This is a genomic window from Nostoc sp. CALU 546 (genome assembly GCF_048836525.1).
The window spans coordinates 1-20404 of sequence record NZ_JAWJTF010000044.1 but is presented as its reverse complement, the minus strand read 5'-3'; the positions used below and the strand labels follow the sequence as shown (position 1 = coordinate 20404).

Below are 20404 nucleotides of genomic sequence, written 5' to 3'. Positions count from 1 at the left end.
TTTATTGCCTTGCTAGCGAGTAAGAAACTTCGGGTTGTTGCTGCCAACTTTCAGGCCACTTAATGCTGTCAGCGCTAAATCGTAATGGGTCGTTTGCTGGTAAAGGAGTGTTTATAGGCTCGACAATTAGCTCAAATTCACCATTATCAAAAGGTAGACCTTTAGCTTTCACCTTGGGAATTACACGCTCCCGCAGGTCTTGCGCCTCATGAACAAGGGCACGATGATGGCAGTAAGGATTATTACCTCTCTTGTCAAAGAAAACATGGGCAGTCCAACTGCAACCGCCACGACAAAGCTCGGCATATTCGCAGGTTTTACAAAAGCCCCACAGGTGTTTTGTACCTTCAGGTGTTCCTGCTCCCAGATTCAAGCGCAATTCGGCTGTATTTTCAATAATGTCATGCAGCGATCGCTCTCGAATATTACCACCTGTGTAAGCGGTAGTTGGCAACGAAGGACAACCTTTAATCGCTCCGTCAGCTTCTATTCCCAAAGTTGAGAGTCCTGCACCGCAACCTTGCCAAAATGAAAATTCATGCTCCTTACCCCGTCCGCGCAACAGCCGTTCATAAGGGCCGTAATAACCAATATTATTTCCCGCCTGGAGTTGTACACCCTCTTGGTAAGCACGCCCCGCGACACGGGCGATCATCGGATAGATATCCAACAGTTCATAGGGTTGGAGAAGGATGTCTGCGTTGTCGGCTGCATTCCCCATTGGCACGGTCAGCTGAATTTGCCAAGCACGGGCACCTGCATCACGAATGCACTCATAGATACGCGGAAACTCTGGTGCTGACAAGCGGTTAATTTGAGTATTGCAACCGAAGGAAATACCTACTTCTCGTAGATGACTCATGGTTTTAAATGCATATTTCCAAGAGCCTTTTTTTCCCCGCAGACGATCATGAGTTGTTTCTAAGCCATCAATAGAAACAGAGACAGTCCGAATCCCTGCTTCTTTCATTTTCTGTGCAGTTTCTAACGAAATGCCATAACCGCCGGTAGTCATACCACATAGCATCCCTGCGTCATTGATAGCTTTGGCAATCTCTAGCCAATCTGGACGCAGAAATGCCTCACCACCGATGAGAGTAACTTCTTTAATTCCAACTTCTGCCATTTGCTTGACAAGATCCAAAGCTTCCTCTGTGGAGAGTTCCTTGGTGCGTTCATGTCCGGCGCGGGAACCACAGTGACTACAAGCTAGATTGCATTTTAAGGTAATTTCCCAAACTGCGTAGCTTTTGCGATGATATGTCATAAGTTAACTCTCAATTTCGGTTTTAGAAGTTGACTTGAACCGACGGAAAATCAGGACTTAGAAAATTCTCAAAATAAATTTTTCCACAAGTCGTAAAAAGTCAGCTTGGAGGGCAAACTAATCACGGTTACAAAACCACTTTCAACAGCAGTATTTTGCAACAAGTTAGAGGATGTTTTCTCAATTACCGGATTACCATCAACTGCGACTGTTACAGTAGCTATAGCATTATCGCCAAATGCTCCAGCTATTCCTGTAGCATTTTTTGTAAAATCACCGTCTGAACCAGATGTAGCACTACTATTTGCACTAACAAAAAGGTAACTTGTTGAACCAAAAGCGAATGCCTCAGATGTCACGCTCACTCCAGCAGAACCTAGAATCAACTCGTCTTTGGGAACACTCTCTAAATAGGGTAAATCAACTATTAGCATACTTAGACAATGAACTTTTTTGACATTACTTTAAACTTTGCACCCTGAAATTTCATTCTTTGATTAGGCTATGCTAGTTCTTCTGGAATAACTACTCCATACATTGGTTGTAGAGGCGGATCAAGCGGGTCAATTACTATGCCATACATTGGCTGCGGGTCAATTGGCTTTGGTTTTGGCCATGGTTGTGGATGATCGTCTTCGGGAGGCCAGTGTATTACCCCATATAGTGGCTGGACAATTCTATCACTGATTCTTGTCAAGCCACCAAAAGCTCCTAACAATTCCTCTTCGCTGAGATCGTGAAATTCGCCTAGCTCTTTTAATTCTAATATTTGGATGGCGGCTGTTTCAAATTCTTTTTGAGAAAAATTATAGCCACCATTTTCTAAAGCTTTTTTCACTTCTTCAGCTTTCTCGCTCATTAGTTGACTGCGGAAAGCTTCGTCTTTGACTATTCTGACAAGGAACTCTTTAACTTTCTCAAAAATTGCTAAGGACATATTTTTGCTGTCTCCTTTGATATCAGTTTGGGGGTGTAAAAGTCAGCTAGTATTTCCAGTAATCATCAAGTTTGCAAATATATAGAAGGATCTGCTGCTTGACGTAACTGCTCAGATGAAGAATAGTTATCTGTGATGATTTGCGGACATCGCATACAGGCTGCTTTACCTTCTTGCTGCCACCAGCGACAATCTCGGCGGATAGAACAAGGTGGTAGTTGCTCTACTACTGCGGGCAATTTCTCTACAATTCGCATTGCGAGACGACAGTCTTTGCCGTTAAAATGCTGACAACCCGATTCCGCGCAGGATGCGGCCGTGCGAAAAATTTCAGCAGGTGTAACTGGGCTAGCTTTTGCCATCACTTCATCTGTGATAGGTAGAGGTTGTTTGAGATAAGTTACACGAGGTGCTGCGATCGCTCCAGCAATTACGCCGAAAACAACACCATCCACAGATTCGGGTCTAGCACTGGGGCAAAGGGTAGTCTGAGCAGTAGTAATGTCTTCCATGAATTGTCCCTCCACCGAAAGAGTATTTTTAAAACTTGAAGGCTAAGAGTTAGGAAAGTTGATATTTTTCGTCATCGGGTAATGCAATCAGCCCAACTACAAGAGGGGGACAAATCCCCTTCACTGGAAGTTTAGTTGTTGGATAAACGACTGGTTCATCATCAGGTAATGCAATCAGCCCAAGTACAATTGGTGGACACAATGGGTCAATTTGCTTATACTCTGTATCTGCAATTTGCGAGGTTAAGCCACCCATAATCCCTGCGGCTTCTTCTTCAGATAAACCTAACAAAGCCTCTTCTGTTTCTAATAGCTGTCTTCGTGTCATTGCATTAGTAACGGCATCAGCAATTAGGTCATTTATTTCCATTTGTTGGTTGGCTTTTTTGCTTGTCTCCATTTTTTTCCTCTTAATTTATGACTAAATGTTGTCTAAGTCTTATTGCAGATCCTTAATCTAGTTGAACCATTGGATAACTGGAACACCTCCACTAGTAGCTTGATTAAGAAATGTGAGATTAGCGTTAGTCTGATCTCGTAAAGTACCTGCGACTTCATTGATGGAGGTTCCAACTACAACTCCTATTAAATCAAGGAAAGATGGCGACGTACTAACAGCATTAGTCCCGAAAATATAAGTGTCGGTAATTGAAGTAGTGGGGTTAAATACGTTCTGGATTCTATAAATTAAGCCTTTTTGCACTTGAATCAAATCACCTGCATTAAAGTCTCTTGCAAAGATTCCAGCCGTACTGGTTTCCTGACCGATAATGGCAATGTCTGCACCAGTTGTACCACTGCCCAAGTAGTAAAATTCATTACTACCTCCCAGAATAAATCGATCATTATTGGTTCCGCCAGTTAAGACATCAACCTCTTGGAATCCTCGATTACCAAAACTACCGATAGTAATAGCAGAAGCATTTCTGCTACTAGCACCGACACCAATTAGGGTGTCATTGCCAGCACCCCCAATTAGGGTGTCATTGCCACCATTTCCAATTAAGAGGTTATTGCCAGCGTCACCAGTTACCCTATCTGCGAAGGCAGAGCCAGTCACATTTTCAACGTTGGCGAGTGTATCCGTACCACTAAGTCCGTCGCTAGCAGTTCCGGTTCCCAAATCAATGACAATACCCGCTGTACTGGAAGAATAATCTACTTGGTCGATACCAAGTCCGCCATTAATAATGTCATTACCAGCTCCTCCATCAATGAAGTCATTGCCATCGCCGCCGTCAATAATGTCATCGCCAGCACCTCCAAGCAAGAGGTTGTTACCTGCATTGCCGGTGAGGGTGTCGTTGAAACTTGAACCTGCAACTTCTTCAATGCTAATTAGTGTGTCAGTACCACCGAGTCCATCGTTAGCTGTACCAGTAGCTAAGTCAACAATCACTCCCCCTAAACTGGAGGAATAATCTGCTCGGTCACTTCCAATACCACCATTTAAGGTATCATTACCAGCGCCTCCCACAACGGTGTCATTGCCAGCACCTCCATCCAGGCTGTCATTACCAGACCCGCCACTGAGGAAGTTATTGGCTGTATTGCCGGTGAGGGTGTCGTTGAAACTTGAACCCGAAGCTTCTTCTATTTCGATTAGGGTATCAGTGCCGCCTAGTCCATCACTGGCTGTACCTGCTGTGAGGTCAACGTTGACTGCTGAGGTACTAGAGGCATAATCGGCGCGATCGCTACCAGCACCACCAGTCAGTGTATCATTACCAGCACCACCATTCAGCGTATCATTGCCAGTGCCACCATTGAGCAAGTTAGCAGCAGCATTTCCAGTCAAATTGTCGTTGAAATTGGAACCAACTACGTTTTCTAGGTTGGACAACGTATCAGTATCATCGAATCCATCACTAGCGTTACCTGAACTCAAGTTAACGGTGACACCTGCAAAACTGGAAGAATAATCAATTTGGTCAGTACCAGCACCACCATCAATGGTGTCATTACCAACCCCTCCCACAAAGAGGTTATTTGCAGTATTTCCGATCAGACTATCATTAAAGCTAGAACCAACGACTTCTTCAATATTAGTCAGGCTATCTGTTCCCCCAAACCCATCGCTAGCAGTACCAGTTGCTAAGTTAACGGTGACACCTGCAATGCTGGAGGAATAATCAACCCGGTCAGTACCATCGCCACCATCAATGGTGTCATTACCAGGCCCGCCGACGAAGATGTTATTTGCAGTATTTCCAGTCAGGTTATCGTTGAATGTGGAACCGATGACATCTTCAATATTAATTAGGGTATCAGTACCAACACTTGTCCCCCCGGTGGCGATGCCAGTTGCCAGGTTAACAACAACTGCCCCTGCACTCCCGGAATAATCCACACGGTCAGTACCAGCACCGCCATCAATGGAGTCATCGCCAGCCCCTCCAACAAAGACGTTATTCCCTGCATTGCCAATTAAGGTGTCGTTGAAACTAGAACCAGTCACATCTTCAATATTGAGCAGCGTATCGGTGCCACCCAAGCCATCAGTGGCGATGCCAGTCGTCAGATTAACAACAACTGCCCCTGTACTGGAAGAATAATTTACCCGGTCAGTACCAGCACCGCCATCAATGCTGTCATTGCCAGTCCCACCGATAAAGAAGTTATTGCCCGTATTGCCAATTAAGATATCGTTCAAAGCAGAACCGACAACTTCTTCAATGTTAAGTAGCCTATCACTGCCACCCAGCCCATCACTGGCGATACCAGTGGCAAGGTTAACGTTGACAGCTACCGTACTGGAGGAATAATCTACCCGATCAAAACCGGCACCTCCATTGAGGGTGTCATTACCCGCTCCACCAATTAGAATATCGTTACCAGAACCTCCATCCAGACTGTCATTACCAGCGTTTCCGATGAGACGGTTATTCCCAGTATTGCCAATTAAGATATCGTTGAAGTTAGAACCAGCCGCATCTTCAATATTGATCAATATATCGGTAGTGCCAAATCCATCGCTAGCGCTACCAGTTGCTAAGTTGACATTGACTGCGGCTGTACTGGATAAATAATCAACCAGATCAGTACCACTGTTACCATTCAGGTTGTCAGCACCAGCCCCACCAACCAGAGTGTCATTACCAATATTGCCATCAAGGGAGTCATCGCCGCTGCCGCCATCAAGGAAGTCATTATCTCCACCGCCATCGAGGAAGTCATTACCATCCTCGCCGTAGAGCAGGTCACTCTGTCCATTACCCAAGATGGTATCTTCTCCTGCACCGCCTCGCAGTATATCTACGCCACCGCCATTAATGTCGCTACCACTAGCCCCTTGGATAAAGTCATTACCGTCACCGCCATCGATGAAATTATTGCCACTGACTCCTGAGAGGACATCATTGCCTGTCCCACCGCGAATCGTATCATTACCTTGGCCACCCTGAATGGTGTCATCGTCATCGCCACCCTCTAGACTATCGTTGCCACTTCCTCCATCCAAGAAGTCATTACCCGTTCCGCCCAATAAGGTGTCACTACCACTATCAAGGCCACCAAAGAGGAGATCATTACCAGCGCCACCATCTAAGGAATCGTTTCCTTGGTCGCCCTGAAGTAAATCATTTCCTCCTAACCCTAATAAAGTATCGTTCCCAAAACTTCCATAGAGCTGATCGTCTACAGCAGTTCCTTCAAGTAAGTTATTGCTACTATTTCCTCGTCTGAAAACCATAAGTTTTATCTCCTTAATTTTTCACTTTAAATTTTTCGAGTTTTCCTATTAAGTTGAATTAATTGTCTGATCCAAATTTATAGTGACTTCAATTGGATAAGTTCTTGGTGCTGAGTTTGGTAAATCTGTTCTAAATTCATGTTGGCTTCCCCATGTTGAGGATTTAGCTCTAAAGCTTTTTGATAGCTACGCCTACGCTGCTTTTATCTCTCCTTGTTTTTGCAGTACTACCCTTAAGTTATAATGAGCTTCTACCAAATCTGGCTGTAGTGCGATCGCAGCTCGATAGTAAAGAGCAGCAGTTTTCCAATCAGCTGCTTTTTGGCGAGCAATGCCAAACTTATAGTTGAGTTGAGCATAGTAAGTTTGTTTCTCGATTGAAAGCTTTCCTTGGGCAAAAAGCGCATTCCCTAAATTGACATCTGCTTCTGTACAGTTGGGTTGAAATTCCAGAGCTTTTTGATAAGATGCGATCGCTTCTTCCCACTTACCTTGTTGTTGCAAGGTATAGCCCAAATTGTTGTAAATTGTCCCCGCATCTGGTCGGAGAGCAATAGCTTTTTTATAAGCGACTTCTGCTTCTGGCAATTGCCCTTGAGTTTGGCGAAAATTGCCTAAACTAAACCAAATTTTTACAGAGTTAGGCTGAACTTGAGAAGCTGCACTCAAGAATTTCTCTGCTTCCTCGAATGCACCTTTCTGTTGTCCCAGCATTCCTAACCCATATAGTGCTTCTGCATAATCTGGCTGTTTGTCGATAATCTGACGATATAACTGTTCTGCTTCATCCAGGCGATTAGCTCGATGATGTTGAACTGCAAGTTTAAAAGCTTCAGTAACATCTTTGGTGTCAAATTTTCTGGATTTATTAACCAGCTGCAAAAGAAAATCTTCCAGCGCTCTGACTGGTTTTAAATCGCCATATAGTTTATGTTTGTTTTCTGCGACTTGCTGGGAGATATATTGACGATATTCAGCATCTTTCCCCAGCCGAATAGCGATGTTTACGTATTCTTCTTTATTGGAGGCGATCGTTTCTTCTATACCCATCATCTTCAAGATGGCTAGAGAATGTCGTCCCCGCATCAGTTCTCCTGGTAAAGTAACAACCGGAATATTGTGAGCAATAGATTCCAAAGTAGAGTTACATCCAGACCAACCAATACTATCCAAAAAGACATCAGCTAAGGCTGTAGTACCAGCAAAAGCCTGACTCTTCATCTGAGGCAAAAATAAACAGTGATTTTGGTAATTCAGCCCTAATTCTTCAAAAGCACGGTTTAAACGCTGGCGAAATACTTCTGTAACTTCTTCACTCTCATGTTTAATAAATACAAACTTAGAATTCCCCAATTCCTTCGCAATTAGGGGGAACACATCATCATGATTGGGCAAGTATTTATACAAAGATTGGCAACACCAGAAGAGAATTTCATCTTCTTTTAAACCTATATCTGCCTTCGTAATTGCTTGCGGTTTAATTGCCAAAGGTGTATAATGAATAGATAAATTTGGTAGTTTAACTAGCTTTTCTGTATAGTGTTCTTGAGCATTTTCTGATTCCATTAAATCACTGCTCAAGTAATAGTCAATAGTTGGTAGTCCACTAGTATCAGGATGCCCCCAAGATGTCATTTGAATTGGCGCTAGTCTTAAGCAACCCATTTGTACAGTCATTGAGTCCATTCCAAATTCTGGAAAAATCAGGATGTGTAATTTATCTTCAGTTATCGCATCACACCATTGTTCAATTGAGCGAACGCCTTGAACAAATTTATCCAAAACTTGAGCGGCTCTGATTGTTGAATTATCTTTGGTTGTTCCAGTGTGATAACCAAATACTTCAAATTCACTTCTATCGAGATTTTCTACCCAACCCTTAATAGGGATTTTCCAATTAGAATGATTGCAGAAAAATCTAGAGACAATACCAACCCGAACCTTTTCATTTTTATCTAAGTTCGGGAGAACAAGCGGTTTGCTCCATTGGGTATAGCGACTCGACATGATCTGACAAATCATTTGTCCGTAAGTTCGCTGTAAATCTCGGTCATTTAAACCTTGATATGCGAGATAAAAAGGCTGTAATGTGCCCACAGCTTCAGATGATTTTGCTTGTTCTTCTTGTTTAGTTAATTGATAGCTTTCAGCTAAATTTTGCAAATGCTGTTGATACTGATTACGGCTTAATTCAATTTCATCAACACTAGAATATATAATAGGTAGCTGACTGATACAAATACCTAATTTAGCAGGAGCATAATTTGGGGCAATTTTTAAAGCTTTCTCAAATGCTCTGATTGCTGACTCTAATTTACCGTTTTGTCTGAAAACAGTTGCTAAATTGTAATGGATGATATTTATATCAGGCTGAAGTTTGATTGCTTCTTGATAAGATTCAATAGCAGCATCAAATTTGTTGAGTTTCTTCCAAATATTTCCCAAATTATTATGGGTTAATGCCAAATCTGGTTTAATATTTAACGCTTTTTGATATGCTGCTATTGCTTGCTTAAGCTTACCTTTTTGCTGCAAAGTATGCCCTAAGTTGTGATAGGCATAAAAAGAGTCTGGTTGAATTTTTATTGCTTGTTGGTAAGACTTGATGGCATCATCTAACCGTGCCTGTTTTTGAAGTACATCTCCTAAATTATTATGAACTGATACTAAATCTGGCTGCAATGCAATAGCCTGCCGATAGTATAACTCTGCAATCCTCAAATCACCTGCGTTTTGTCTACCTAAAGCAAATTGCTGATTTAAGTCTGCATAGTAAATTTTTTCCTGCGATGACAGCTTTCCTTGGAGGTGGAGAGCATTACCGAGATTTGCTTTTACTTCTATGCAGTCGGGGAGAATTTCCAGTGCTTTTTGATAGCAAGCGATCGCATCCTCTAGCTTACCTTGCTGTTGTAAACTATACCCTAAGCTGTTGTGTACTGCCGCTATTTCTGGCTGTAATTGTAAGGTGGCTTGGAAAAATGATTCTGCATTTTGATATTCTTTTTGCTGTTGCGCCAGCATACCTAAGCCGTATAGTGCCTCCGCTTGTCTGGGATTTACCTCTATAATTTGACGATAAACCTGTTCGGCTTGGGTGAAGCGCTTGGCTTGGTAATGTTGAACAGCGAGTTCTAGAGACTCAGGAAGTGTAGTCATAACTTATACATCTGATATGTCTTTCTATTGCTACACCCACCAGGAACTTGAGTTTCTGTAACCTATAGCTGAAGTCGGTTTTAACCGATTAAAATTCTGATTTTTAGTATATTAAAACGAATCATCCTCATCTAACCTTCGGGGGGTTTACGATCAGGACGCTGTTATAGGGAAACATCGCAGACATAGCTACTACCCTAGAGTTTTAACTCAGGGCGGTCGAACTTTACATAACTATAGGTTGGGTTGAGGACTAAGCTTTGTAAAAATTTGTTGCTGAAACTATTATTTGAAATTAAACGGTGTAGTTTAAATGAATACCGAAAGCTCAAATGAGCAGAGAGCTTTCGGTAATTTATGAATCTAGTAGGCTTTCGAGCCGACTCTACTTGCAAGAGTTTATACTCATTGTAAGTGGAGTTTAATTTTTAGTTACCAGTACCAGATACGCTGAGTGCGTTAGCAGAAGCAACACCATCATTTGTGAAGGTGAAAGCGAAGGTTTCAGCAAAGCTGTTGTTACCCAATGCGGTAGCACCTGATTCAGAAGTAGCTAGGTTGCCGCTGACGTTAACATCAACATCTACGTTCTTGTCGATATCGATGGTTTCATTGAAGTCTACATCGATGTCTACGTCTTTGTCGATGTCGAAATCGCCATAACCGTAACCGTAACCAAAGCCACCGATAACTTCTTCAGAGGTGATTTCCAAGTAGTTCAAGTCTGCAATAATCATTGATTTTCTCCTGAAATGATGTAAATTTTTTTAGCTTTTTTCGGCTAGCCAAGTTGTTTTTGGCTATGTACTAACTATAGTTGATTTACAGTGAAAGTCAATAGGTTTTTGAAAGTTTTTTAATTAGATTTGCTTATAGAAAAAAGATAAATTTAGCCAATAATCATCATATTTAATAATTTGTTTTCTGCTCTAAAAAAGCACAGCAAAATATGGCATTGATCGATTTAATCAATACCAGCAAAAGCTTCCAGAAATTATTCTAATTTCTGGGTATGTCAATTTTGTAATGTAGAATTTTATTTCTTAAAAGACCAAAGCTAAAAAAATAAACTATTTTTTAGCGCAGCAAATAGGCGTTTAAAATATTTTATATTTCTAAGAATCAACCCTAAAAAAGGGAGATTGTCAGCCATAAAAATATTTGACACTTAATTAGCTATTGGGTGTTGGTCAATAACAGATTTAAACTTGCTCTAGTAATTCCTCCTGCGATCGCATATTTGCGTCCGAGTCTAGCCGAGTGACTATTTTCATAGCGTTGATTTGTTGCTTTAACCAACCAGCAAAGGATTCTGTAATGATTTTTTGGCGCAACTGTTCATCTAATTTGGGTTGAATGACTTCTTCCACCCAAATTAAATGCACTCCTTTGGGAGTCGTAATCGGTTTGAGAGCTTCTGGTGGTGCAGCAGCAAATACGGCGGCTGCAATCTCTGGACGAAAATCTTTTCGGTATCGAATTCCCTGGTATCCATAAGCACGGCGGGCTTCTGGCTCTGAGATATATAGACGAGCGATTTCTGGAAAATTGACTTCGCCTTCTTCTAGAGCATAAAAAAGCTCTAAAGCCAAATCTCGATCCTCTAAGACGACTTCATAAGTAACGGCACTGACATAATCCAGTTGACGTTCATAAAAGTGCTTTTCGAGTTGAGCAGAAAATAAATGATTTGCTAACTTCCGCGAAAGGACGTTGTTGTAGGCTAATTCTTCAAACTCATTCACAGACAAGTGGTGTTTTTCTAGCCATGTCCAGGTTTCTTTAGCTCTAACAAGTTTCTTAGCGAACCGTAAGTCATCTCCTTCTTGCTGTAGTTCTTCTGGTGTGACCGTAATTCCTAGCTCTTGGGCGGTTTCGGCAATAATGCTTTGCGATGCTATTGCTTCCACTAGATCAGGTATCTGACAAGAGAGTTTGAGACTGTGAATGATATCTGAACTGGAAATGTTTAGATTATGGGGCATAACATGATATCTCCAATAATTAAGGGGATTGGGAATTAGAGAAACTCTTCCTCAGTCCCGATCGCTCTGAACTAAATCTCTAAACCGCCTTTTTGCAGTTTCTTGAACGGATCTAGAACAAAGTCAATCACGCGCCGTTGACGAATGATGACATCAGCATTTGCTGTCTGACCGGCACCTAATGGGATACGTTTGTTGCCATTTTCGACATACTGCTGATCTAAGGTGATTTCTAGCTCATAGATTTCGACGTTCCCTTGGGGTGTTTGGCTTACTTTTGAGTCAGGAGAAATCCAAGTAACCTTCCCTGCGACAATGCCATATTCTTGGAAGGGATAGGCATCAAACTTGACCTTAACTGGCATTCCTAGCTTCAAGAAACCACTATCTTGATTAGGCATACTTGCTCTGAGTACGAAGTCTGCATTTTGGGGTGCGACTTGGGCAATCCTTTGACCTGGTTGGACTACTGCTCCCGGTTTAGTGGTGGGTAATTCAAAAATCACCCCATTAATTGGCGATCGCACCACTCGTTGCTGCATTTGGAGTCTGATAGATAGAATCTGGCTCTTAGTCTGAGCAACTTCTGATTGCACTGCTGTTATTTGTGTTTGTAGGTCTTTTAGCTGTTCTTGATTTTTCATTACAGCCAGTTTCCCAGCTTGCATCACGCTTTTATAGCTACTTTGTTCCCCTTGCAGCCGGAGTTTTGCTTGTTTGATATCAGACTCCAACGTATTGATAGTGACTTGATAACGATTTAGCTCTCCTGCTAACTGCAACTGTGCTTGTTTTATATCTGATAAAGACTTGTTGTAGAGTCGTTTGCTCTCTTGTTCTTCTTTTTTGAGTTGATCAATTTGGGTGGCAGAAACCGCACCATCCTGAACGAGCTTACTAAAGCGTTCAACTTGCTTAGAATCTATACTCAAACGAGTTTTAGCCGATTCTTGATCGTTGCGAGTGGTATAAATCTGCTGCTCTGCTTGCTTCACTAATGCTTGTTTTTCTAACTTTTGGAGGTTATAGCTATTTAGTTTGGCGTCAAGGTCTTGCTGTGCCTGGTTCACTTGAGCCATTTTTTCTAAGTCTTGGGATTTACTTTGTTGCTCCAAAAGGCTAGTTGACATTAGGAGTTGATTTTTAAGTATTTCCAGTTGCGATTGCCGATTTTGTAGCCCTTGCAATTTGCTCTGGATTTGTTGCAGTTCTGTTTCTAGGACATCAGAATCGAGTTCCAGTAGAACCTGACCGGCTCTGACTGTATCTCCTTCTTTGACCCGAACGGCTTTGACACTACCACCAGTTTGAGAGTCTAATTTTTGAGTTGCACCTTTAGGTTCTATCCGCCCTCTGGCGGTGCCAGTTTCATCTACTCGCGATAGAGTTGCCCAAGGCAAGAATAGACCAGAAAATACTATGAGTAGGTACAACAAACCACGAGTCCAAATTCGAGGTAAGGCATCGAGCAATTCTTCAGTACCGTAGTACAAGTCTTGACTGTTACTTTCTGCCTCTGTCTCCTCGTTAACTTCTACAGGTTTCTCTTGCTGTGTGTAACTTTGATACTCATCCCGCTCATCTTGGGTAAGTGGGGATGATCTGTTGGGATATGGCATAGTTTTATTTCCAATAAATTGTAGATGGAGTGAAAAAACAAAGTAGTCCCAAGTCCTCAGTTCCTAGACTCAACCGGTTTGAGCAAGTTGTTGGTGATTCAGGTAGTAGTAATGACCTTTTTTGGCGATTAATTCGTCGTGGGTACCGCTTTCTACCAAAACGCCCTGGTCTAAAACTAAGATCAAGTCAGCGTTGCGGACTGTAGAGAGACGATGGGCAATGATTACACTTGTGCGTCCTTGAAGAATTGTTTTGAGGTTGTTTTGAATAATTCGCTCAGATTCGGAATCTAGGTGGCTGGTGGCTTCATCAAACAGCAATAACCGAGGATTTCCGAGCAACGCACGAGCGATCGCTAGGCGTTGGCGCTGTCCTCCAGAGAGCATACCGCCGCCTTCACCAATTTGGGATTCATAACCCATTGGTAGTTTTTGAATAAATTCATCGGCTCCGGCATATTTTGCTGCTTGGATAATTTCTTCTAAAGAGGCATCTGGATGAGCGATCGCAATGTTTTCACGAATAGTCCCACCAAAGAGAAAAGTATCTTGGTCTACAACGCCAATTTGAGAACGGAGCGATCGCAAGGCAACAGCAGTGATGTCATGATCATCAATCAATACTTTGCCGTCTGTTGGTGGATATAAACCCAAAATCAATTTACTAAGGGTTGTTTTTCCAGAACCGCTACGCCCCACCACTGCAACCATCTGTTCTGGCTGAATTTCAAAGTTGAGATTTTCTAGTACGTTAATCTCACTTTCTGGGTGATAGCGAAAGGTGACATTCTGAAAGCGAATGTTACCGTGCAGCTTACCCAAAGTCTTCCGGGGCTTAGTTTCTAAGTCTTCTTCTGGTTCCGCCTCCAACACGTCATTAATGCGTTCAGTGGAAATCACAATTTCCTGTAATTGATTCCACAACATAGACAGCCGTTGGAAAGGACTCAAGACGTTACCCACCAACATATTGAAAGCAACTAATTGTCCAATAGTCAGGTCGCCATTAATTACCTGGGTTGCTCCATACCATAGCAATGCAGTATTGACAAAAGTTTGGATGACGCCACTGATAATTTGCAGGCGATTACCAATTATCTGAGCATTAAAGCCTTTTTTGACCAAATCATTCAGCAGTTCTTCCCAACGCCAGCGCACGGTCTGTTCAATTGCCAATGAACGGACGGTACGAATTCCGCTGAGGGATTCAATGAGATAGCTTTTTTCTTGAGTACCAGCAGTAAAAATCTCTCTGGACATCCGGCGCAAAATACTTGTGCTAGCCAGCGCCAAGATAAAAAATGGCGGTACTGTACACAATACAAATAATGACATTCGCCAGCTATAGGAAAACATCAAGCTCAGATAAACCACCAATGTCAGCATATCCAGCAAGATGGAGAGTGTCTGACCGGTGAGAAAGCGCTGAATTTTCTGGTTTTCTTGGATGCGCGAGATGATATCCCCAACAAAACGCGACTCGAAATAAGAAAGGGGCAAGCGGTAGGTATGTTTAATAAAACCTACGAGTAAGGAAACACTAATGCGGTTAGCAGTATGAAATAGAAGATATTGCCGTAGGGCGTTAACAGCGACACCAAACAACCCAAAAATAATCATCCCTAAACCAATGGCGTTTAAGGTTGTAACGCTACGCTGTACAAGTACTCGATCGAGCAAAAGCTGGGTGAATACTGGCGTTACCAATCCAAATAATTGGATTAATATCGAAGCTATAAAAATTTCTAGTAGTGCCCGATGGTGAGGTCTAATTAAGTCAAAAAACTTCCAAAAACTAATACTTTCGTCTTTAGCATCTTTTAGGAGAGCTGTAGGTTGCAGTAACAATGCATAACCACTCCAACCTGCTTGAAATTCAGCTTTTGTCAGGCTGCGTTGACCAAGAGCGGGATCACATACAACCACCCGCTTTTTGGTGATTTCATAGACGACAATAAAGTGTTTGCCTTCCCAGTGAGCAATTGCAGGTAAAGGTTGTTCTGCCAATTTATCAAGAGTCGCTTTCACCGGACGGGTAGAAAAACCCAGGTTTTCTGCTGTTGCTGCCATGGCCTTTAGGGATGCACCACTGCGGCTAACGTTGGTCATATCCCGAAGGCGATTGATACTAAAATGCTTGCCCCAATACTTACCAACCATCACCAAGCAAGCAGAGCCGCAATCGGCTGCGCTTTGTTGGGCATAAAAGGGATAGCTCTTAGTGAGGCGTTTCCACCAATGCCCTACTTGCACCTTGGGACTGGGAAAATAAAAATTTGATTTTTTTGGCTGTTGTTGTGATTGCTTCTCTCGTTGGGGAAAAGGAATAATTTTGGCTTTTGGAGATTGAGAAGTTTTTTCCCTAGCTCCCAGTCCCAAGTCGCCAGTTCCCAGCCCCCAGTCCCCAGTCCCCAGTCCCCAGTTTCCTAACTCCGGGAAGTATTGTAGTGCTGTTTGCCTCTGGTCGTTTTTCAGAGTGTAAGCAATCGTTGGTTGCGTTGCTTGCCAATCACCTTGTTCTGGTTGTGCAAAGATAGTGCCTGGTGTCAAAGAATGGCCTTGAGAATGCCGCAGTTGACCTCTGTACAATAGCCACAATTGCGAATCTTGGGATATTTGTGGACTTATAGAGCCAGGATCTAGTTGGTGTCGCTCAAAGAGAGATAAGGCTTTGAGCATCCCTGGAACTTGTGATGTATGACCCGGAAATTGTGAGGTTTGGCGACATAACAATAGCAGATCCCAAAGTTCTGCACGGGCAAATAGGCGATCGCGAATGCTGGGATACTTCTCTATTAATATTTGCAATGCCTCTTGCCTGAAATAGCCAAGTTTTAGGTTGGTTGAAGCTCTGACTACATAAGGACTAAAGTTAGCTTCGGGAAACAGAGTCAATTCGCCAAAACAAGACCATGCATCAAAGGTAGTGATTAAATTCTCAGAGCTATCCAACAGTCTGACTTTACCTGTGAGGATAATGTAGATACCAGGATTCGTCTGTGCAGATTGCCAGAACTGCTTTGCCACTGGTGGCTCCACAATCTCCATTTCTACCAGGAAGTTTTGTAATTCTTTTTCTGAAAGCTTTGCACCCAAGGTGTACAAGAGCTTTTCACCCAGATGTTGCTCATAAAGCACTGGTGGCATTTTTTCGTCTCCGCAACAGAATTTAGTTATCAGCCTGAATCAGATACAAAAGTTAATAAAAAATATTTTTGAATGCCGTAATTTCACTGAGGAAACCCTAAACCTCCTTAAAGTAATGTTGGGAGGAAAGAGCAGGGTAAAAACCTTCTCTTAAATACAAGGTATTTTTGTTTGGTGGACAGCCTTGCTCGTTGCACCAAGCCAAGTATTGATGTGATCAATGTTGATGTGACAATCACTAATGTGAATGCCCAAAAATTGAGCTAAAGCTTTGTTTAGCTAGACTTAGGCAAACATCAACTAATTGCATCAACAGACTCGACACCCTTATGGTTCGCTCATTTTGACAATCAGCGGCGTCTGTAATTGATGATTAAGAGGATTTATCTTCAGATCAAAATTTGGTAGATGCAGCGATGGCTATGGAAATTATTCCAGTTCTCAATCACCAACTGTCAAAATTTTTTCCATATATTGATTGTCAAGAGTTTGTCCTGGCTGAAAATTAGCTTTCAGGCTCTTGAACAAGACCTAACTCGGAAATAGCCTTAAAAGTCTGATTTCAGGCATTCTTAGTTTTTTAACAGCCTTGTCTTGACTAAAATGGTGTGACATAATTGTATAAATTGCATTGAGTCGTAAATTATGGGCAAAGTTAATCCATTGCAGTTGTGTGACCAAAGCCTGACAGCAAAAATACCACAACTACATGTCTGATTAACCTTGTAGGGTTAATCAGGGATTTACACAATGTGCAATTAGTGCCCGGTGTTATTCCCCTAGGGTTTTGCGAGTCTAGGGGAGAGCCTCCGGGATAGCCTCAGTTTCAAGGGTGCAGCCTCAATCACTCACTGAAAAGCTAGATTTGGATAGGCTACAGGAATTAGAGGACTATAAAAATTCTAAAGCACATCATAACTCTTAGAGATTTTACTAATCAGGAAAAATCTCACTTAAACAAGTACTGTTTAAGTCGGCTCACAAGATTCTACAGCGAATCCTTTGGCAGCCATGTTTATATCTTTAAGGGAACATCTAGCAAGTCACTTAAGTTCATATCATACCTCCGGTAGTGTCATAAATGCAAGTGATTAAAAAATATTTGCAAACATCATATTTACATCATTAGACACCATTAGTCTACACCGATCAACTTTGAATTGGAAGAATTTAGGACTTTCTTAATGTATTTTTTTTGAAAATCATCTAGTAGATAGTCTCTAGCAGAAAAAATATATTTACAACCATTTATATATGAAATCTGTAAGCAGATAGGCAGCGTAGCATGATGGAAGTGATGATGGCGGATGTTGTCTTCTTAAGGCATATAGTAAGTTGTTTAAATTAGCAGTGAGGTTAAACACGTTAATACTGTGATCAAGCACACACACTAGGAAATTACCACAACCATAGCACTTTCGCCATGCGAAGATATAGCAGAAATGCATATTGCAGCTTGATATAAGTTCAAAAAAATCCCTCATATTTAAATGAGCCTATAGTTAAAAAAATGAGAATAAGTCGCAAGTTCGTTTTTTCAAAATCTAGGATTGCGATGCGATCAAGTAAAGTACTAAATGCGTAGGCAGGGAACTCTTAACAGGAAACTCTTAACAGGAAACTCTTAACAGGAAATAAGGGAATAAATAAGTCGGCACGATAAAACGTATGTATATTGAGTTTTGTAAAAAGTGTGGAATGGCCAATTTCTAAACTGTTTTTTTGATTTTACATCTCGTCACAATTGTATGCAATTTGGCGATCCGTTAAGTGGAGCGATCGCTGAATCCTCTGGTTTGTCTTGCTCTGTGAAAGCAGTTTGTGTCATTCTTACAGAAGTCATTTAACTACTAAAACTCGACCGATTTTGCGTAGTATAAATTACTTGCGTAATGACTGATATCGAGGTCAAAAACTGACGAATAAAAGAAAGCAGGATTTAGGCTATATGTAGTTGCGATCGCTTAACTCCGATAGAAGAATCTATTAAGTTTGCAGGAATATCAATTTTTCGCGGGATGGGATTCAGTAGTAGTAAAGCGAGTGCTTTGTATCTCGGTGTTGCTACTAGTACGCGAGACTGGCTGGCTAAGAGGTTGTTTGAAAAGTATTTGGCTGTAATTTTAGGCACTTATAGATCCCCCCTAACCCCCCTTCTACGGTGTGCACACAAGTCCTAAAAACCTAGCTTGATAAGCATTTCCTCGTTCCCAGTCTCCGACTGGGAATGCATTCATTGAGTCTCTGACTCAATATCTGACTAGAGGCAGAGCCTAGGCTGTTGACTTTGTGCCTTTTTGGAGGGTAAAAGTTCATGCAGTTTCTGTGTCGTTAGTGTTGGCTGAAAATAAAGTTTTTCTCTTTGAGAGCATAGATTGTCCAAAAACTTCAGAGAGCCATTCTTCAACATCTGTAAAACTAATGTTTTCCAGTGCATTTTTAATAACGGAGGTTGTTAAATTCATGGTAGATAAACAAATAGTTAATAACATCTGCCCCATCTCTTTAATTGGACAACGTGCAGAAAATTGCTTATATTTTCCAAACAACGATTCAATTACATCAGAAGTAGCTAAAAAAGTTTCTTTATCCTTGATTTGCAAACACTGATTAGTCACGTAATCAAATATTTGCTGTTGGAAATCTTGGAGCGAACTGTTAACAAATTCAAATTTACTTTGCTGAAAATATTCCAGGAATTGAGAATTAAGTCCTAATTGTTTTAATTGGGTTTCTAGACTGCGCGTCATTGCCACCATTTGATTCCAGTGAATCAGGTCTGCTTCATAATCAGCTAACCATCCCAATTTCTCTATTATTTTTGGATAAATCAGCTTATGTTCAATATCTGGCATTAATTTAATCAGAGTTTCTGCTGGAGAGTTTAATAGCTTAATCGCCCAATTAGTTAATCTTTCAACATTGAAGTAACGACATTGAGAACGTTGAGATGGAGGAGACAAAAAAGATAATTCTGTTTGTTGGAGTCTTTGCCTGCATGTATTGCATTTTTGCATAAATGACTGATATCTATCATCTGCATCTAACCTGTATTTTAAAAGTAAAGCCATTGCATGAGTGACATCATGAGTGTAAATGATTCCTGGATAATTTTCTTTATATAGCTTGATTCCACGAGCCAGGTCATTACTATGATCTGCAACTATTTGTACTGGTACGCCAACTCTTTCAGTGATTTTATTTAGCTGATGAAGAATCATTTCTCCTTTTGTCGAACCCATAATTTCTAATCCTAATAATTCGACATCCTCATGTGATAATGCTCGTCCTTTTGCAACTACTTGTTCACTAAAATACTTTTGTGAGATTCCTAGTATAACTAAAGCTTTTTGCTTTCCTAATTCCAGTGTAAAATCAACAATAAATATCCAATCATCCCGATACTCTTTTTTTCTTGTCAATTCATATATCCCCATCCTTCCTAACCATTTTCTTATACAAGTAAAGCTTGGGGTTATATTTGACTCAGATTTAAATAACTCGAATACTTTTTCTGTCGCTCTAAAACTGATACCACAGTCAATTAAAAGTTCTAAAGCTTGTTGAATTGTCTGAGCATCATAAGTATGTCCCTTAATACTTAATTCCTCACTATATTTTTTCTCGTCTAAGTTGTTCTCCTCGCTAGCAATTTCTTCTTTTTTTCACCGACTTCTCCTCCCATTTTCTGCTCTTTTATCTGTGATTCTGCTGCCAGCGCACGCTGTTTCCAATGCTCTCGTGATGCAGTTAAATCTCGGACTTTTATTTCTAACGTCCTGACTTTCTTTTGTTTTTCTAAGGCTTTTTCTCTCCAGCTATCTCGACCTTTATGAAACAACCGTGCTAATCTACTGACTGGGCTTTTAAACTCTTGCATTTACTTTGGCTTTTCTCGACTCTAGCAACATCATTATTGCATGAAATAATTTTGCCTTAAAACCAACAAAGTCAACAGCCTAGGCAGAGCCTCTAATCAGGCATTCCTATGCTCTGCATAGGAACGAGATAAACCAACGAACAATGAGAAATTGATCTTTTTTTGACTTGTGTGTACACCGTAGCCTTGCCAAGGGGGGATAAGGTA

Annotated in this window: 14 protein-coding genes; all 14 read right to left on the bottom strand. The window is 41.4% G+C overall.

The window, feature by feature from the left end; translation table 11 throughout:
• Window position 1: 1 nt before the first annotated feature.
• The gene (locus RRG12_RS21185; RefSeq protein WP_420760631.1) at window positions 2–1267 is read right to left on the bottom strand and encodes a nif11-class peptide radical SAM maturase 3; all 1266 of its coding nucleotides are present in this window, start codon (window positions 1265–1267) and stop codon (window positions 2–4) included.
• A 68-nt stretch (window positions 1268–1335) separates the two neighbouring features.
• Window positions 1336–1701, bottom strand: a complete 366-nt coding sequence (locus RRG12_RS21180; protein ID WP_420760630.1) for a hypothetical protein — start codon at window positions 1699–1701, stop codon at window positions 1336–1338.
• Between the two features lie 68 nt (window positions 1702–1769).
• Window positions 1770–2204: a Nif11-like leader peptide family RiPP precursor gene (locus tag RRG12_RS21175; protein WP_069069867.1), complete on the bottom strand. Its 435-nt coding sequence runs from the start codon at window positions 2202–2204 to the stop codon at window positions 1770–1772.
• 65 nt (window positions 2205–2269) lie between these two features.
• The gene (locus tag RRG12_RS21170; protein WP_420760629.1) at window positions 2270–2716 is read right to left on the bottom strand and encodes a nitrogen fixation protein; all 447 of its coding nucleotides are present in this window, start codon (window positions 2714–2716) and stop codon (window positions 2270–2272) included.
• Window positions 2717–2765: 49 nt separating this feature from the next.
• Window positions 2766–3116, bottom strand: a complete 351-nt coding sequence (locus RRG12_RS21165) for a hypothetical protein (RefSeq protein ID WP_420760628.1) — start codon at window positions 3114–3116, stop codon at window positions 2766–2768.
• 57 nt (window positions 3117–3173) lie between these two features.
• A complete protein-coding gene (locus tag RRG12_RS21160; RefSeq protein ID WP_420760627.1) occupies window positions 3174–6407 on the bottom strand; it encodes a beta strand repeat-containing protein in 3234 nt (1077 codons plus the stop codon).
• A 192-nt stretch (window positions 6408–6599) separates the two neighbouring features.
• Window positions 6600–9566, bottom strand: a complete 2967-nt coding sequence (locus tag RRG12_RS21155) for a tetratricopeptide repeat protein (RefSeq protein ID WP_420760626.1) — start codon at window positions 9564–9566, stop codon at window positions 6600–6602.
• Between the two features lie 428 nt (window positions 9567–9994).
• Window positions 9995–10303: a hypothetical protein gene (locus RRG12_RS21150; protein ID WP_420760625.1), complete on the bottom strand. Its 309-nt coding sequence runs from the start codon at window positions 10301–10303 to the stop codon at window positions 9995–9997.
• A gap of 465 nt (window positions 10304–10768) precedes the next feature.
• Window positions 10769–11551, bottom strand: a complete 783-nt coding sequence (locus tag RRG12_RS21145) for a peptidylprolyl isomerase (protein WP_420760624.1) — start codon at window positions 11549–11551, stop codon at window positions 10769–10771.
• Between the two features lie 71 nt (window positions 11552–11622).
• Window positions 11623–13170, bottom strand: a complete 1548-nt coding sequence (locus RRG12_RS21140) for an HlyD family efflux transporter periplasmic adaptor subunit (protein WP_420760623.1) — start codon at window positions 13168–13170, stop codon at window positions 11623–11625.
• A 69-nt stretch (window positions 13171–13239) separates the two neighbouring features.
• A complete protein-coding gene (locus RRG12_RS21135; RefSeq protein ID WP_420760622.1) occupies window positions 13240–16317 on the bottom strand; it encodes a peptidase domain-containing ABC transporter in 3078 nt (1025 codons plus the stop codon).
• A 1939-nt stretch (window positions 16318–18256) separates the two neighbouring features.
• Window positions 18257–18448 carry a hypothetical protein gene (locus RRG12_RS21130; RefSeq protein ID WP_420760621.1) on the bottom strand — a complete coding sequence of 64 codons (192 nt, stop codon included), beginning with the start codon at window positions 18446–18448 and terminating at the stop codon, window positions 18257–18259.
• Between the two features lie 181 nt (window positions 18449–18629).
• A complete protein-coding gene (locus tag RRG12_RS21125; protein WP_420760620.1) occupies window positions 18630–19739 on the bottom strand; it encodes a hypothetical protein in 1110 nt (369 codons plus the stop codon).
• Window positions 19740–19945: 206 nt separating this feature from the next.
• Window positions 19946–20197, bottom strand: coding sequence for a hypothetical protein (locus RRG12_RS21120; protein ID WP_420760619.1), 252 nt, complete (start codon window positions 20195–20197; stop codon window positions 19946–19948).
• Between the last annotated feature and the right edge of the window lie 207 nt (window positions 20198–20404).